This window comes from Amylibacter sp. IMCC11727 (assembly GCF_029854195.1).
Classification (GTDB): Bacteria; Pseudomonadota; Alphaproteobacteria; order Rhodobacterales; family Rhodobacteraceae; genus Amylibacter.
In genome coordinates this window covers 1,804,784-1,820,064 of record NZ_CP122960.1, presented here as the reverse complement: position 1 = coordinate 1,820,064, position 15,281 = coordinate 1,804,784, and the positions used below count along the sequence as shown (strand labels likewise).

Sequence of the window (15,281 nt, the reverse complement as noted above, 5' to 3'; positions counted from 1 at the left end):
GATGCCCATAACAAGGGCAAGATCAACTTCGAGGAAGACCAGAAATGGAAACCGCACAAAGTGCAACAGTTTTGATGGATTTTGAGGCATGGATGACCGTGATTGCGATCATTTGTTTGTTATGTGTCTCGGCCTTTTTTTCAGGCAGTGAAACCGCGCTGACCGCAGCATCCCGCGGGAAGCTGCATTCCCTTGCAGATCGGGGATCCACTGGGGCCAATCGGGCGCTGAAATTGACAGAGAATTCCGAACGTTTGATCGGTGCGGTTTTGTTGGGCAATAACCTTGTGAACATTCTGGCGGCCTCTTTGGCAACCAGCCTGTTTTTGCGGTTGTTTGGGGAAAACGGAATCGCCATGGCAACGCTGGTTATGACCGCGCTGGTGCTGGTTTTTGCCGAGGTGCTGCCAAAAACCTATGCCATTTTACAATCTGAAAAAGCGGCGACGCTTGTGTCTTTGCCCATTACAATTGTCGTGGCGGTGTTGTCCCCCATTGTGGCCATGGTGCAATTTATTGTGCGGGGGATTTTGTCGCTGATTGGTGTGTCTGCATCAGATCAAGCCGAAGCAGGCGCAGCCCAGGCAGAGATTGCAGGCACCATCGCGCTTGGCCATGTGGAAGGCAATGTGGATCGGGATGATCGTGACCGTTTGCTGGGTGCGCTGGACCTGAAGGACCGCGAAGTCGAAGAAATCATGTTGCACCGATCTGATATGGAAATGATTGATGCGAACAGCGCACCGCAGGACATTATCAACCAATGTCTGACTTCGGCTTATACCCGTTTGCCTTTGTGGAAAGATGATCCAGAAAACATCGTGGGTGTTGTTCATGCCAAGGATTTGTTGCGTGCCGTGAACAAAGTTATGCGCGGCGAAAGCAATGCACTTGCCGCGCTTGATGATTTCAACGCGCTTGATGTGGCGATGAAACCCTATTTCGTGCCAGAAACCACCACACTGGATGATCAGTTGCGTGAATTTTTGCGCCGTAAAACCCACTTTGCCCTGGTCGTTGACGAATATGGCGCATTGCAAGGTCTGATCACGCTCGAAGACATCATCGAGGAAATCATTGGCGAGATTTCGGATGAACACGATGTGGACGATCAAACAGCCCCGCAAATGGATGATGCGGGCAATTATGTGATCGACGGGGCAATGACCATTCGCGATTTGAACCGCGCATTAGAATGGTCTCTGCCAGATGACGAAGCCAATACCATCGCTGGCCTTGTGATCCACGAAGCGCAGATGATTCCAGAGGTGGGCCAAGTGTTTGCGTTCCACCGCTTCCGCTTTGAAATCGCAGCGCGCGAGCAGAACAAAATCACCAGCTTGCGGATCAAACGCCTTTGATCCGCAACAGTTTCAAAGGGCCTAGCGCCCTTTGAACAAGCTGCCCAGAACCCCACGAATGAGCGTTTGCCCCGCTTTCGTACCCAGTTGGCGCGCAAAGGATTTGGCAAAGGTTGTGCCAACACTGTCACGGCGAGAAGAGCGTTTCCGTTTGGTGGAACGCGAAGAGGCGCCATCGTATCTCCGTGCTTTTTGGAATTCACGTTTGCGCTCTGCTTCCGCTTCTTCGCGGGCTTCGGCTTCTTCTGCTTCGCGCTCTAAACGCTCGGCCTCTTCGGCAGCCTCTTCTGCCCGTTTGCGCAGCTTTTCAAATGCGCTTTCGCGGTCCACTTCGGCCTCGTAAATCCCAGCCACGGGTGAGTTGGCAATCACGGCGGCGCGTTCATCTTTGGTGATCGGGCCAAGCTGTGACGATGGCGGACGGATCAAGGTGCGCTGCACAATGGACGGCATCCCTTTTTTTTCAAGCGTGGACACCAAAGCCTCGCCCACCCCCATGTCTGTGATCGCTTCACGCGTACTGAACGCTGGGTTTTCGCGGAAGGTGGCCGCCGCCAGTTTCAATGCCTTTTGATCCTTGGGGGTAAAGGCACGCAGGGCGTGTTGCATGCGATTGCCCAGCTGCCCCAGAATGTCATCAGGCACGTCCGCAGGGTTTTGGGACACGAAATAAACGCCAACCCCTTTGGACCGGATCAAACGGGCCACTTGTTCCACTTTATCAAGCAGGGCCTTTGGCGCGTCATCAAACAGAAGATGCGCTTCATCAAAGAAAAACACCAGTTTGGGTTTATCTGGATCGCCCACTTCGGGCAGCATTTCAAACAGTTCAGACAACATCCACAGCAAGAAGGTCGCGTAAAGGCGGGGACTTTGCATCAGCTTATCCGCGGCCAGAATATTGATCCGCCCCTGCCCGCCTTGTGTGGTGGAAATCATATCGTTCAGATCAAGCGCGGGTTCCCCAAAGAACGAATCCGCACCCTGATTTTCAAGGACAAGCAAACGGCGCTGAATGGCCCCAATCGAGTTCTTGCCCACATTGCCGTATTCAAGCGAAACTTCATCCGCATTTTCACCAAGCCAAATCAACATGGCGCGAAGATCCTTTAGATCCAAAAGAGCCAGGCCCTGTTCATCGGCCACGTGGAACGCGATATTCATCACGCCTTCCTGCGCTTCTGACAGCTCCATCAAACGTGACAGCAACAACGGCCCCATTTCGGACACTGTGGTGCGTACGGGATGGCCTTGTTCGCCAAACAAATCCCAAAAAGTGACAGGGAATTTGTCGTAGTCATAGGTATCAAACTTGATCTTTTCTGCGCGGCTCATGAAAGCGTCATGCAGTTTGAAATCGGGCGAGCCTGATTTTGCGATACCTGACAAATCGCCTTTGACGTCGGACAGCACCACAGGCACACCTGCCGCTGAAAAGCTTTCGGCCAAAATTTGCAGGGTCACTGTTTTACCGGTACCCGTGGCCCCTGCGATCAACCCGTGACGGTTCGCATACTTTAGGATCAACGATTGAGGCTCTTCATAGCCTTCACCGCCGCCGCCAATAAAAATGAGTTCTGGATTGTCCATTGCGCCTGCTCCCTTAAATCTTGGCAAACCATACCCAAAATTCTGGCTCATGCCACGCCTGAATCGCGTTCATTTTTGACCCTTTGGTCAGTGTTCACGCCTCGTTCCTGAATTTGTTAAATATCTGCGACAATTTGGCCATCGGACTGTTGACGCGTTATTTTTTCTCGCCTAGGTTGCCTCTCATTGATCGGCCAGTCCGATGGGGAGAACTGCTTACGCAGAAAAAAAGACGCTTAGGAGAAAACTCCAAGCGTCTTTTTTGCATCTAAACATTGCTGTATGTTACGCTTTGTGAAGCGCAGCAGAATAAATGAGCGATCACTTGCACACACGAAAAAATGCGCTGACAATCCCAGCGTTTGCCATTATGTAAACGCTCATGGAAAATGATCTTCCGAAGGAACACAAAGGTCTCTTGATGAAAAATACATTGATCCCCGCCGCACTTGCATTGTTGATGATGTCTCCTGTTGCGTTTGCGCAGGAAACTGCGACTGAAACGGAAACAGCAACCGAAGAAACAACCCAAGCTCCTGCGACGGATGAGGAATTTCCAGTAGCAGAAGAAACAACTGAACCGCAAATTGGCGATGGCTATTTGCGCGACAAATTCGAAGCCTGGGAAGTTCGTTGCATCAAAGGGGAAGTCAAAGAAGAAGAAGTCTGCCGTCTGTACAATCTGTTGCCAGATGCCGATGGCAACCCTGTTGCACAAATCGATATGCAGGCCTTGCCTAAGGGCGGCAAAGCCGTGGCAGGTGTTGATATTGCAACGCCACTTGGCTCTTTGCTGACAGCGCAGGTCGTAATGAAAATCGACGCTGGCAAGGCGAAACGCTACCCTTACACATGGTGTGACCAACTGGGGTGCTATGCGCGTTTCGGTATGACGGCTGGTGAAATTGCAGCCATGAAAAAGGGTGCTAAAGCCACTGTCGTGATTGCATCTGTTGCGGCGGCGGACAAACCTTTGAACCTTGAGTTATCACTCAAAGGGTTTACTGCGGCTTGGACGGCTATCGAGCCAAAATAAGCTGATATCAGATCCGAAATGAAACCCCGCCATTGTGCGGGGTTTTTTATTTGTATCGTTTCAGCGTTAGAACAGCATTCAATCCGCCAAAGGCAAAGGCATTGCTGATCGCAGCGGTCACAGGTGTTTCACGCGACGTGTTGGCGATGATGTCCAAGTCACATTCAGGATCATCTTCTGCGTGATTAATCGTAGGGGCCAAAACACCGTCTTTTACAGCGGCCACACATGACAGCAGTTCAACCGCCCCAGTTGCGCCCATCATATGGCCGTGCATTGATTTGGTGGACGTAACGGCCATGTCGTTGGCTGCCGCACCAAACGCCAATCGCAGAGCGGATATTTCGGTTTTGTCGTTGACCGATGTAGCCGTGCCGTGCGCGTTTACGAACCCAATGTCTTCGGGATTGAGACCCGCATCTTTGACAGAGGCCGCCATCGCACGCGCCGCGCTTTGAGCGTTTGGAACGACGATATCAGCCGCGTCAGACGTCATAGAAAACCCTGCAACTTCGGCCAGAATATTGGCCCCACGGGCCGTAGCATGATCAAGGTTTTCAAACACAAAAATGGCCGCACCTTCGCCTTGGACCATTCCGTTGCGCGTGGCGCAAAACGGGCGGCACCCATCTGGGGACAAAACCCGAAGCCCTTCCCATGCTTTGATCCCGCCAAAGCACAACATGCTGTCGCTGCCCCCCGTCAACATCACCTTGGCCGCGCCAGACCGCACCATTTGAAACGCTTGTCCCATGGCGTGGTTGGACGAGGCACAGGCGGTGCTCACCGTGAAGCACGGACCCATCGCCCCCTGTGCCATCGACACATGGCTGGAGGCCGCATTCATCATTAATCGTGGAACAACAAAGGGATGCACACGGTTTTTGCCATCTTCATAAACCGTTTTGTAATTTTGATCCTGCGTTTGTAAGCCACCGCCAGCAGAGCCAAGCACCACACCTGTTTCCAGCGCTAAAGCGTCTGAAATGGTTAGGCCAGATTGGGTTACGGCCTCTTGCGCGGCAATGAGCGCATATTGCGTAAACGGATCATAGAGCGCCTGTTGAGAGCGCGTAAATCGCGCATCCGCATCAAAGCCCTTTATCTGCGCCCCAATCTGAACAGACAGACGATCCACATCAGGGAAGTCCAGCGCACCGATCCCACACCGCCCATTGAGCATCGCATCCAATGTTGTGGTAGCAGATAGACCAAGGGCGCATATTGCCCCCTGCCCTGTAATCACCACACGGTTTGACATGCTTATTTTGCCTGCTCAGCAATCAGGGATTCAACTGCAGTGGAAATGGCCGTCACCGAAGACAAATCGAAATTGGATGCTTCGGGATCGTTCGCATTAAAAGGGACAGAGATGCTGAAAGCTTCTTCAATGGCAAAGATCACTTCGACCACGCCCAGACTATCGATGCCCAAATCCTCTAGGGATGCGGTATCGGTGACGTCTTGAGGCTCCAGCAAGGCTTGCTCGGCTAAGATCGCTCGGATTTTTTCATGCACGTTCATGGGTGTGTTCACCAATGCTCAAAACTTGATCACCGAATTAATCCGTTTCGGGCGATTTGGAAACCATCTTTTCCAATTGCGCCACTTTGGCCACCAATCGGGGCAATCGGCGCAGGGCTTTGTAGGCTTCGATATTCAGGTTCATTTTCATTGCGGGGCTGCCCATCATCACACGGCCCGATGGCACGTTGCTGGAGATGCCGGATTTACCTGCAGCAATCACATCTGATCCGATGGTGATGTGATCGGCAACACCCACTTGGCCGCCGAGTACAACGCGATCCCCAATCACACTGCTGCCTGCAACGCCCACTTGGCCACACAGCAAACAATTTTCGCCCACAGTCACGTTGTGGCCAACATGTACGAGGTTATCCAGCTTTGTGCCGTTGCCAATTGTGGTATTCGCGATCGTCCCACGATCAAGTGCGGAATTTGCGCCAACTTCAACGCGATCCCCGAGAACGACAGAACCGAGCGAATTGATACGGGCAAATCCACTGGTTTTGCTGGCTTGGGTGATTTGGCCCGTTGCTTTTGCCTCTTCCACGGCTCCCGGTTTAGGAGTGACGTACGAAAACCCATCCACACCAATTGCAGCGCCTTGCTGCGCATAAAAATCATCGCCAATGCGCACACGTGCGCCAATGTGAACCCCTTGGTAAATCAATGGGTTATTGCCGATAACGGCGTCGCGCCCGATGCTGGAATGGCTGGCGATACGTGCGTTGTCACCAATCACAACGCCAGATGAAATCACCACAAATGGCCCAATGGATGGGTTCGCGCCAATCACTGCGCTTGGGTCGATAATGGCCGTAGGATGGATTCCAAGGTCAATGTCAGGCACATGTTCAAACACCCGCGTCACCCCAGATAAAACATACCGAGATCGCGGCGCAAAAATTGCCGCCTTCAGCCCCATGCCTTGCCAATCGGCGCCTTCCCAGACCACAGCCGCTTGGGCATTGCCCGCCACCACCGCGTCTGCATAGGACGGTTCCATCGCCAACGCCAATTGCGTGCTTTCCGCTTTGTGCGGCTCTTGAACGCTGGTAACACGTAGCGAAAGATCCCCTTCCGCCTCTGCGCCCAACTGTTCTGCGATGTCTGCGATTGAAAAATCTGCCATGCTGTCCTCTAACGAAAACGGGCGCCCTTTGCGGCGCCCGTTCTAACCGAAATTCAGTTGGGTTTTACCCCTGAACGGCTTGCAATGCCACCCCAGCTTTGCTCAGAGCGTTAAAGATGGTTTTGTCACGACCATAGATGTCGTTGCGGTAGTTGATACGACCATCTTCTTTGAAAAATGCAGTGCGATAGTTCAGGTAAATCGGCACAGGTTGTTGCAAATTCACATACTGTTCACGGCCCGTTTTCAGCCACCCGTGAAACGCGCCCTTTGGATCAGATGTCTGTTTTTCCAACAGCTTATAAGCAAATTCGAACGGTTTTTGCACCCGAACACAGCCATGGCTAAAGGCACGCACTTCGCGGTTGAATAGGCTCTTGGACGGCGTGTCATGCAGATAAATGTTGTACTTGTTTGGGAACATAAATTTCACCAAACCCAACGCATTCCCTTTGGATGGCTTTTGCTTGATGGAATACGGAAAGTTCTTTGCGCTGTATTGGGACAGATTCACGTTGGCAGGGTTCACTGCCTTGCCATTTCTGCCAACCATGCGCATTCCGCGACGGGCCAAAAAGCCAGGGTCTTTTTTGATAATCGGCAGGTATTCTTTGCCCGCGATGGAACGCGGCACGTGCCATGTTGGGTTCACAACCATATGGGTCATTTGATCGTGAAATTCTGGTGTGCGGTCTTTGCCCACTTTGCCGATCACGGTCACCGAAGTGAAAGTCACGCGGTCATTGTCGTACACGTTGAAAGAGAAATCAGCCAAGTTCACGACAATATGGCGTTTGCCGCGCGAGCGGTTCATCCAGCGTTCCCGCTCCAGATTGACCAGAACCTGACGCAAGCGTTGATCTGCGGAGACATTCATCACCTTGATTGTACCGGGCCCTGCAACCCCATCTGCCTTTAGGCCATGGTCTGTTTGGAATTGCTGCACAACTTTCTTGAGGTTTTCATCAAAACCAGCGTCTGCACCCAAACGGCCATAGCCGAGTGCGGACAACCGTGCGCGCATTTTGGTCACGTTTTTGCTCGACGTGCCGGGTTTCAGCGTTGCAACTGGAACTTTCGCACCATAGCCGCCTTTGCCAATCAAACGTTCGAGATTTTGCTTTTCTTTCAACAAACGCGCGTATTCTGGGTGAGTTGGAACCAGGGCTTTGAAAAAGCCGCTGGGGGAGCTGCGCGAAATAGCATCCAATAAGGCCAATTCTGATCTGCGCGGCGGTTGCACAGCGATTTCGCGGTCCACTTTCTTGGGCTCTAGAACGCCAGAAGACAAATCATGGGCGTATTTGAGGAAAATCTTTGTGGCGAACGCTTCGGCAGAGGCACCCTCTTTGCCATTCCCGTTTCGCAAAGCGGCCTTTAGGTCCGCAATCCGATATTGTGCGGTAGGCAAGCCGTGAGCGGCAGAATTTGTTACCGCCGCCAGCAATGCCTTGGCACGGGACTTGTTTTTGTTGCCCACCCAGATCGGTTTGTAGCCACGTTGCGCGTAGAATTGTTTCGCTTCACCAGAAAGTGATTTGTCAGCCTTAACAGCCGCTGAAATTTGCGCATTTGTTGGTTTTGCGTGGACAGCTGGAGCTGAAAAAACAGTGAGCGATGCAATTGCACCTGCAGCAGCGATTCCCATCAGTCGATTGCGTAAAAAAAACATTGTTCCCCTCGATACCACTTTGTCTGTTGGACCCTACATAGGTTAGACAATGCCTAAAAAACATAGTCCAATCACGTTTTCGGCAAAGTTTTGCCAAATTTGAGGTTTATTGACGTCACTAGAGCAGAACAAAATGTGATCAAAATCACTCGTTGGCGAAAAAGACCTAAGAGCACAGGAAATAAGCAAAAAAACGCTTATCTCGAAACAGAATGCTTGGTTCACGAATCGGTCTGTGTAATAAAGCGTCAACTTTTGTGATCGGGACACTAAAAGATCCGCGGGAATCGTGGACAAAAAGACGAGACAGTAGACTATGACTGGCAAAACCAACGACCTTATTTCACGGCGTAAGCTTCTCGGTGCCTTTGCAGGTATCACCATGGTTTCGGCAACACCGTACTATGCGAATGCAGCAGGCTACCTGAAAGGCGCAGGCAATATCCGCAAGGTAAATCTGCGCAACCAACGTACAGGTGAATCGCTCAACACGATCTACTGGGTCGAAGGCCAGTACATCAAACCTGCCTTGGAAGAGATTAACTATTTCATGCGTGATTGGCGTCAAAACTCCACGCGCAACATGGATCGCCGCAATATCGACCTGATGGCCGCTGCGCTGAACCTGCTCGACACGGAAGAGCCCTTCTTGGTTCTGTCCGGTTACCGCACATCCCGCACAAATAACATGCTGCGGTCTAAATCCCGCGGTGTGGCAAAGCAAAGCTATCACGTGAAGGGTATGGCCGCTGATTTGCGTTTGGGCTCCCGTTCTGTAAGCCAAATCGCCAAAGCTGGCATTTCCTGCCGCTCCGGTGGCGTTGGGCGCTACCACGGGTCCAACTTTGTCCACTTTGATTGCGGCCCTGTTCGCACTTGGCGCGGTTAAGCCGACATCAAAAACAGAAATAACCCGCTTCGGCGGGTTTTCTTTTGCCTTATTGTCAGAGGGTCAGCTGCATTTTGGGCAGGCGGCGCCCTTTGATAGAACCAGACGGTGTGCTGCCAATTTCTACGAAACCTTGTTTGGCATAAAACCCAACTGCATTTGGGTCCGCGCTCAGTTCAAGCGTTTTAAATCCGCTTTGATGGGCTAACCGAAAAATCGTACTCCACAACATACGCCCGACGCCCCGCCCCTGTACGTTTGGATCGACAAAGAACAAGGAAACTTCGCCGCGATTGTTCGGTTGCGTATCAAGAGCAGCACAACCGAGCAAAACGCCATTGTCTTCGGCCACCCATAGCTGCGTCTGTGCCAGGGTCCGCGCAGTAATGGTTAGCTCTGCGCGGCAGGCGTCCATAAAAGCATCGTCATAACCATTCGACTGCTTTGAACGAAACACCACATCGCTCAGCGCGGCACAATCGGCCACCACCGCTGGGCGCAGGGATATGCTCATGAACGGACGGTTCCGTTGCCACGCACAAGGTATTTGAAACTGGTGAGCTGTTCTGCCCCCACGGGGCCACGTGCGTGCATTTTACCCGTAGCAATGCCGATTTCCGCACCCATGCCAAACTCACCACCATCCGCAAATTGCGTTGAGGCGTTGTGCATCAAGATCGCGCTGTCCAACCGCGCAAAGAACATGTCAACGGCAGCAGCGTCTTCGGCCATGATGCAATCCGTGTGGTTAGAGCCATATTCCTGAATGTGGGCAATCGCGCCCGTCACCCCATCAACAACCCGCGCGGCAATAATCATATCAAGAAACTCGCGACCAAAATCATCCGCTTGCGCTGCAATCACGCCGTTGATGCTTTGGATATCTGCATCGCCGCGGACTTCGACCCCTGCACCGAGCAATTCATTCACAAAAGGTGCGCCATGGGTTTCGAAAAAGGCTTTGTCCACCAAAAGGCATTCGGCAGAGCCGCAAATTCCCGTGCGCCGCGTTTTGGCGTTCATCACCACCGCTTTGGTCTTTTCCAGATCCGCGCTGGCATCCACATAGATGTGGCAAATCCCTTCGAGATGGGCAAACACAGGAACGCGCGCATCCGATTGCACACGCCCCACGAGCCCTTTGCCCCCACGCGGAACAATTACGTCGATGTAATCAGTCATGGTCAGCATTGCGCCCACGGCTTCGCGATCACGGGTTGGAACCAGTTGGATGGCCCCTTCTGGCAGGCCCGCGTCACCCAACCCTTGCACCAGACATTCATGGATAAGACCAGAGGAATGAAAACTCTCAGAGCCACCGCGCAGAATGGCCGCATTGCCCGCTTTTAGGCACAATGCACCCGCATCCGCCGTCACGTTGGGACGACTTTCATAGATAACACCAATCACGCCCAATGGTGTGCGGACCCGCTGAATGTGCAAGCCAGACGGCTGCGTCCAATCGGCCATGACACTGCCAACAGGGTCGGCTTGGTTTGCCACAGCACGCAGGCCGTCCGCCATAGACAAAATGCGCTCTTTGTTCAGCATCAGGCGATCCATCATCGCAGGGGACAGCCCCTTTTCCGTCCCGTAATCAAGATCAAGAAGATTGGCTTTGATAATGTCATCTGTGCGCGCTTCAATCGCATCTGCAGCGCCAATCAAAGCGTCCTGCTTTTGCGCCGCACTGGCATAGGCAAGTTCAGCGCTTGCCTGTTTTGCGGTAACGCCGATGTTTTTCATCAAAGCAGCAATTGTTGTCATGCTTAATTTTCCTTAACTCACCATATCATCGCGATGGACCAGCGCAGCCCGCCCCGCATAGCCCAAAATCTCGGCGATTTCATTGCTTTGACGGCCTGCAATGGCCGATGTTTCATCTGACGAATACCCAACAAGCCCTTTGGCACATTCGTTTCCGTCAGGCCCAGCCACAGACACCAAATCCCCACGCTGGAATTGGCCATGTACGCTGCGCACCCCAGCGGGCAGCAGCGAATTCCCTGTTGATAAGGCTCGCGCGGCCCCTTCATCCACCACAAGAATGCCTTTGGATTTCATGCCAGAAATCCACTGTTTGCGCGCAGCCTTGGGGTTGGTTGCGGCGAGGAACCAGCTGGCGCTACCGCCTGTTTCCAAGGTTTGTAGGGGGTTCATTTGGTCCCCTTCCACGATAGCCATGGCACAGCCCGCCTGCATCGCCGTTTTTGCCGCCATCAGCTTTGTCTTCATGCCACCTTTGGCCGCTGCAGTGCCTGCATCCCCAGCCATGTCATCCATTTCGGGCGTGATTTCGGTGATGAGATCAAATTTAACCGCCGATGGATCGGTTTTTGGATTGGCCGAATAAAACCCATCCACATCGGACAGCAAAACCAAAATATCCGCGCCCGACATAGAGGCCACCTGTGCGGCCAATCTGTCATTGTCGCCAAACCGAATTTCATCTGTGGCCACCGTATCGTTTTCATTCACAATCGGCACAACACCATAGGTCAACAATGCCCCAAATGTGGCGCGAGAATTGAGGTACCGTCTTCGATCCGCACTGTCATCCAGCGTAAGCAGAACTTGTGCGGTTTTAATGTTGTGTGGCGCGAGGACTTCTTCATAGGCGCGGGCCAGACGGATTTGCCCTACGGCTGCTGCTGCCTGTGATTGGTCAAGCGATAGCTCCCCATCAGGCAATCCCAAGACCCGCCGACCAAGCGCGATAGAGCCCGAGCTGACAACCAAAATATCGCGGCCCCGTTTCTTTTGTTCGGCAATATCAGCGGCCAGTGAGGTCAGCCAATCAATCCGCAACGCCCCGGTGGCCGCGTCCACCAGCAACGCAGACCCGATCTTAACAACGATCCGTTTGGCACTGGTCAGAGGATTGATTATGGACGCCATCCAGTGTCCTCCGTCTCCTCCTCCGCCGTGTTGCGGCTGTCGATTTCAGAGCGCAAGGCCCGCAGCACATTTGTGAGCCCATCCCGCGCGACACCAGAGATTTGATGCACGGTTCCCCCAGATGCCACCTCTAAAGCGTTGTGTTTTTCCGCTTGTTCCACGTCATCCAGCGCATCAATTTTGTTGAGCGCCGTAATGCGTGGCTTATCCGCCAGTTCGCCGCCGTATTGTTCCAGCTCGTTGATAATGGTGCGATAATCGGCAACCACATCTTCGGCTGTGCCGTCGATCAAGTGCAAAAGGACAGCGCAACGTTCTACGTGGCCCAAAAACTGGTCGCCAATGCCACGCCCTTCGTGCGCGCCTTCGATCAGGCCCGGAATATCGGCCATGACAAATTCTGTGTTATCCACGCCCACAACGCCCAAATTGGGATGCAGCGTGGTAAATGGGTAATCCGCAATTTTTGGTCGTGCGTTGGATGTGGCCGCCAAGAATGTGGATTTCCCTGCATTTGGCAAACCGAGCAAACCCGCGTCCGCGATCAATTTCAAGCGCAGCCAAATCGTGCGTTCGATCAATGGTTGCCCTGGGTTGGCGCGGCGGGGGGCTTGGTTTGTCGAAGACTTGAAATGCAAATTCCCAAAGCCGCCGTTCCCCCCTTTGGCGAGCAGAACACGTTGTCCCACTTCGGTCAGATCAGCCACAACGGTGTCTTCGTCTTCCTCTAAGATTTCAGTGCCCACTGGAACCTTGAGCACAACATCATCGCCATCTTTACCAGATCGCTGTTTGCCCATACCCGGACGACCATTTTTAGCAAAGAAATGCTGTTGATAGCGAAAATCAATCAGCGTGTTCAGCCCCTCAACCGCTTCGGCCCAAACGTCACCGCCCTGCCCGCCGTTGCCCCCGTCAGGGCCACCGAATTCTTCGTGCGCGGCACGACGGAACGACACACAGCCATTGCCACCTGCGCCAGATTTTACGTGTACTCTGGTAAGATCAAGGAATTTCATGTGGTTTGCTCTCGTTCAGGCTTGGGCCACCGATACCGCAAGGGGCGTGTCTTCTCAACCCGCGCTTTCGGTTATTCTGGCAATCGCAGCACGTAATCCCATGTATTCACCATACCATTGCGTGCCACAGAAAACACTTCGCTTTCGCCGATCAATTGAAAGCCCATGTTTGTGACAATTTTGGCAGATGCAGGATTGTCCTGAAACACGCTCGCCACCATGGATTTATCCCCCAAAGGATTGGCCAAAATCAGCGCTTGAACTGCCTCGGATGCCAACCCTGAATTCCACAGATTTGGCGCGACCCAATAACTGATTTCGGATTGATCTTCGGTCACTTTTTTCAAAGAAATCATGCCGAGCAATTCACCCATTCCGCTGGCACTGCCGTCAATTGACCACAGTTTTTCATCGCTGTCTTCTTTGGTAACGCGATCCAAAAACGCCTCTGTTGCGCCCGGCGGCAAAGGATGCGGGATGTGCGTGGTCATCCGCGCCAACCGTTTGTCTTCGCCAAACAGATTGATCATGCCCGCATCGCTGTTGCGGACAGGGCGCAGGGAAAAACGCGCCGTTGGGATCACCAATTGACCTGTAATTTCTGATTGCATCATGCTTCACCTCCTTGAAACAAAACGAATAAAACACTTAAAACCGTCAGGGCCGCCAAGGCCCACATCAGCCACCGTTCCGCAGGTTTTCCTGCAACAGTGGCTGCCAATCTGTCGCCACCCCAACACCACAAAGGGTGCAGAACCAGTTGACATGCAAATAAACAAGCCGCGATTACAGCCGTAGCCTGCAAAGTGGGCGTGCCAAGCGGGACAAAGTTAGTGAAGCCCGCTGTGATCATCGCCCAAGCCTTTGGATTAAGCGGATGAACAATAAGCCCCGCCGCATACCCCGGGGCGGTTTCAGCCGCACCATCCGTGTTCAGCCGCAAGTTCGCCACCTTCCACGCCAAATAAATGATGTATGCCGCAGAAGCGAATTTCAGCGTGGTAAAGATCAAAGGATACGCGCTCAGCACTCCCATCAAACCAAACCCAATGGGCCAGATGATGAATTGCTTGCCAACAGCCACGCCCGCCACAAAAGGCAGCGCGGGCCGCAACCCAAACCGCGCACCTGTCGCCATGAGAGCCATGTTTGCAGGTCCAGGTGTGCCCACTTGGGAGGCGAAGAAGATCAACAGAGGACCAAATGCGATCATGATTGAGCCTCAAGCGAATGGAATTCATGGGCAAGCACTCCCATGATCAAATCATCATACCGCTCCCCTTGGACCAACGCCGCTTGACGTTCACGCCCTTCTTCTTTGAAACCTACCTTTTTGTAGGCCGCAATGGCGCGTGAATTAAATTCGATAACCCGCAAAGACACGCGGTGAAGACCCAAAGCGCCGAAAGCGTGTTGAAGCAATAGTGTAATGGCCTCGGTTCCATACCCCTGCCCCAACAGTGTTGGGTCCAGAATTCCCAATCCTAAAACCGCCCGCGCATCTATTTGGTTTACAGAATGCAGGCGAATGTCCCCCACACAACGGCCCGCAATTTCGATTATCCAAGCGGTTTCAAGGTCTATTTGATCGTTGACCCAGTTCTGCGCCATCTGACGTGTTAACGGAGCAATATTGATCGGATCGCCACCAAACATTTTTACGATCTCAGGATCACGGCCCAAGGCCAGACGATCATCTACATCGCTTTCGATTGGAGCCCGCAGGACAACCCGTTCCCCAACAAGGCGAGGTCTTAACGTCATTGCAGTCATCATCCCCTCCTTGCTTGATTGGTTGGATGAAATAGAACGCCCAAACGAAAAAGGGCCGGTTTTTCAACCGACCCTTTTGAACTTTGCGTTCCGATGTAGGTATCGGTTATTCAGCGGCCTCAGCCACTGGCAGAACAGAAATGAACGTGCGGTTTTTGAAGCCCTTGCGGAACGACACTGCGCCTTCAACTGTTGCGAAGATTGTGTGGTCTTTACCTTGACCTACACCTTCACCTGGCCACCACTTGTTGCCGCGCTGACGCGCGATGATGTTGCCTGGGATGACAGCTTCGCCGCCGTATTTTTTGATGCCGAGGCGACGTCCTGCGGAGTCGCGACCGTTACGGGATGAACCGCCTGCTTTTTTATGTGCCATGAGTTCTCTCC

Annotated in this window: 16 protein-coding genes; 3 read left to right on the top strand and 13 right to left on the bottom strand. The window is 52.9% G+C overall.

Annotation, left to right across the window (positions count from 1 at the left end):
- Positions 1-44: 44 nt before the first annotated feature.
- Positions 45-1,361, top strand: a complete 1,317-nt coding sequence (locus tag QBD29_RS09270; RefSeq protein ID WP_280097808.1) for an HlyC/CorC family transporter — start codon at positions 45-47, stop codon at positions 1,359-1,361.
- Between the two features lie 21 nt (positions 1,362-1,382).
- Here QBD29_RS09270 and QBD29_RS09265 read toward each other — a convergent pair whose 3' ends face one another.
- The gene (locus tag QBD29_RS09265; protein WP_280097807.1) at positions 1,383-2,951 is read right to left on the bottom strand and encodes a helicase HerA-like domain-containing protein; all 1,569 of its coding nucleotides are present in this window, start codon (positions 2,949-2,951) and stop codon (positions 1,383-1,385) included.
- 421 nt (positions 2,952-3,372) lie between these two features.
- Here QBD29_RS09265 and QBD29_RS09260 point away from each other — a divergent pair, with 421 nt between their 5' ends.
- On the top strand, positions 3,373-3,987 hold the full coding sequence (locus QBD29_RS09260) for an invasion associated locus B family protein (protein WP_280097806.1): 615 nt from the start codon (positions 3,373-3,375) through the stop codon (positions 3,985-3,987).
- Positions 3,988-4,033: 46 nt separating this feature from the next.
- Here QBD29_RS09260 and QBD29_RS09255 read toward each other — a convergent pair whose 3' ends face one another.
- The 4 genes from QBD29_RS09255 to QBD29_RS09240 all read right to left on the bottom strand — a co-directional run bounded on the left by QBD29_RS09255 (position 4,034) and on the right by QBD29_RS09240 (position 8,315).
- A complete protein-coding gene (locus QBD29_RS09255; RefSeq protein ID WP_280097805.1) occupies positions 4,034-5,248 on the bottom strand; it encodes a beta-ketoacyl-[acyl-carrier-protein] synthase family protein in 1,215 nt (404 codons plus the stop codon).
- A 2-nt stretch (positions 5,249-5,250) separates the two neighbouring features.
- Entirely contained in the window at positions 5,251-5,511 is a 261-nt protein-coding gene (locus QBD29_RS09250; RefSeq protein WP_280097804.1) for a phosphopantetheine-binding protein, read from the bottom strand.
- A 37-nt stretch (positions 5,512-5,548) separates the two neighbouring features.
- Complete coding sequence (lpxD, locus tag QBD29_RS09245; protein ID WP_280097803.1) at positions 5,549-6,643, bottom strand: UDP-3-O-(3-hydroxymyristoyl)glucosamine N-acyltransferase; 1,095 nt, start codon at positions 6,641-6,643, stop codon at positions 5,549-5,551.
- A 64-nt stretch (positions 6,644-6,707) separates the two neighbouring features.
- A complete protein-coding gene (locus tag QBD29_RS09240) occupies positions 6,708-8,315 on the bottom strand; it encodes a L,D-transpeptidase family protein (RefSeq protein WP_280097802.1) in 1,608 nt (535 codons plus the stop codon).
- 316 nt (positions 8,316-8,631) lie between these two features.
- On the opposite strand from QBD29_RS09240, the gene QBD29_RS09235 reads away from it, so the two are divergent.
- Positions 8,632-9,204 (top strand): DUF882 domain-containing protein, encoded by a 573-nt coding sequence (locus QBD29_RS09235; RefSeq protein WP_280097801.1) that lies wholly within the window; start codon positions 8,632-8,634, stop codon positions 9,202-9,204.
- A gap of 55 nt (positions 9,205-9,259) precedes the next feature.
- Here the strand turns inward: QBD29_RS09235 and QBD29_RS09230 are convergent, their stop codons facing one another.
- From QBD29_RS09230 to rpmA, 8 genes are all read right to left on the bottom strand, one after another.
- Complete coding sequence (locus QBD29_RS09230; protein WP_280097800.1) at positions 9,260-9,718, bottom strand: GNAT family N-acetyltransferase; 459 nt, start codon at positions 9,716-9,718, stop codon at positions 9,260-9,262.
- The gene (locus QBD29_RS09225) at positions 9,715-10,971 is read right to left on the bottom strand and encodes a glutamate-5-semialdehyde dehydrogenase (RefSeq protein WP_280097799.1); all 1,257 of its coding nucleotides are present in this window, start codon (positions 10,969-10,971) and stop codon (positions 9,715-9,717) included. Before QBD29_RS09225 ends, QBD29_RS09230 begins: the two co-directional genes overlap by 4 nt.
- Positions 10,972-10,983: 12 nt before the next feature.
- Positions 10,984-12,090 carry a glutamate 5-kinase gene (gene proB, locus QBD29_RS09220; RefSeq protein WP_280100948.1) on the bottom strand — a complete coding sequence of 369 codons (1,107 nt, stop codon included), beginning with the start codon at positions 12,088-12,090 and terminating at the stop codon, positions 10,984-10,986.
- Complete coding sequence (gene obgE, locus QBD29_RS09215; protein ID WP_280097798.1) at positions 12,090-13,121, bottom strand: GTPase ObgE; 1,032 nt, start codon at positions 13,119-13,121, stop codon at positions 12,090-12,092. Before obgE ends, proB begins: the two co-directional genes overlap by 1 nt.
- A gap of 71 nt (positions 13,122-13,192) precedes the next feature.
- A complete protein-coding gene (locus tag QBD29_RS09210; protein ID WP_280097797.1) occupies positions 13,193-13,735 on the bottom strand; it encodes a GNAT family N-acetyltransferase in 543 nt (180 codons plus the stop codon).
- Positions 13,732-14,334, bottom strand: a complete 603-nt coding sequence (locus tag QBD29_RS09205) for a LysE family translocator (RefSeq protein WP_280097796.1) — start codon at positions 14,332-14,334, stop codon at positions 13,732-13,734. The genes QBD29_RS09210 and QBD29_RS09205 overlap by 4 nt, the downstream gene beginning before the upstream one ends.
- On the bottom strand, positions 14,331-14,885 hold the full coding sequence (locus QBD29_RS09200; protein ID WP_280097795.1) for a GNAT family protein: 555 nt from the start codon (positions 14,883-14,885) through the stop codon (positions 14,331-14,333). The genes QBD29_RS09205 and QBD29_RS09200 overlap by 4 nt, the downstream gene beginning before the upstream one ends.
- 115 nt (positions 14,886-15,000) lie before the next feature.
- On the bottom strand, positions 15,001-15,270 hold the full coding sequence (gene rpmA, locus QBD29_RS09195; protein ID WP_280097794.1) for a 50S ribosomal protein L27: 270 nt from the start codon (positions 15,268-15,270) through the stop codon (positions 15,001-15,003).
- Positions 15,271-15,281 lie beyond the last annotated feature (11 nt).

What these genes read in the sequence shown, in the direction of transcription:
- rpmA (WP_280097794.1), bottom strand. Translation starts at nt 15,270, where the DNA reads ATGGCACATAAAAAAGCAGGCGGTTCATCCCGTAACGGTCGCGACTCC.
- obgE (WP_280097798.1), bottom strand. Translation starts at nt 13,121, where the DNA reads ATGAAATTCCTTGATCTTACCAGAGTACACGTAAAATCTGGCGCAGGT.
- lpxD (WP_280097803.1), bottom strand. Translation starts at nt 6,643, where the DNA reads ATGGCAGATTTTTCAATCGCAGACATCGCAGAACAGTTGGGCGCAGAG.
- QBD29_RS09250 (WP_280097804.1), bottom strand. Translation starts at nt 5,511, where the DNA reads ATGAACGTGCATGAAAAAATCCGAGCGATCTTAGCCGAGCAAGCCTTG.
- QBD29_RS09260 (WP_280097806.1), top strand. Translation starts at nt 3,373, where the DNA reads ATGAAAAATACATTGATCCCCGCCGCACTTGCATTGTTGATGATGTCT.
- QBD29_RS09265 (WP_280097807.1), bottom strand. Translation starts at nt 2,951, where the DNA reads ATGGACAATCCAGAACTCATTTTTATTGGCGGCGGCGGTGAAGGCTAT.
- QBD29_RS09230 (WP_280097800.1), bottom strand. Translation starts at nt 9,718, where the DNA reads ATGAGCATATCCCTGCGCCCAGCGGTGGTGGCCGATTGTGCCGCGCTG.
- QBD29_RS09255 (WP_280097805.1), bottom strand. Translation starts at nt 5,248, where the DNA reads ATGTCAAACCGTGTGGTGATTACAGGGCAGGGGGCAATATGCGCCCTT.
- QBD29_RS09240 (WP_280097802.1), bottom strand. Translation starts at nt 8,315, where the DNA reads ATGTTTTTTTTACGCAATCGACTGATGGGAATCGCTGCTGCAGGTGCA.
- QBD29_RS09225 (WP_280097799.1), bottom strand. Translation starts at nt 10,971, where the DNA reads ATGACAACAATTGCTGCTTTGATGAAAAACATCGGCGTTACCGCAAAA.
- QBD29_RS09200 (WP_280097795.1), bottom strand. Translation starts at nt 14,885, where the DNA reads ATGACGTTAAGACCTCGCCTTGTTGGGGAACGGGTTGTCCTGCGGGCT.
- QBD29_RS09210 (WP_280097797.1), bottom strand. Translation starts at nt 13,735, where the DNA reads ATGATGCAATCAGAAATTACAGGTCAATTGGTGATCCCAACGGCGCGT.
- QBD29_RS09270 (WP_280097808.1), top strand. Translation starts at nt 45, where the DNA reads ATGGAAACCGCACAAAGTGCAACAGTTTTGATGGATTTTGAGGCATGG.
- QBD29_RS09235 (WP_280097801.1), top strand. Translation starts at nt 8,632, where the DNA reads ATGACTGGCAAAACCAACGACCTTATTTCACGGCGTAAGCTTCTCGGT.
- QBD29_RS09205 (WP_280097796.1), bottom strand. Translation starts at nt 14,334, where the DNA reads ATGATCGCATTTGGTCCTCTGTTGATCTTCTTCGCCTCCCAAGTGGGC.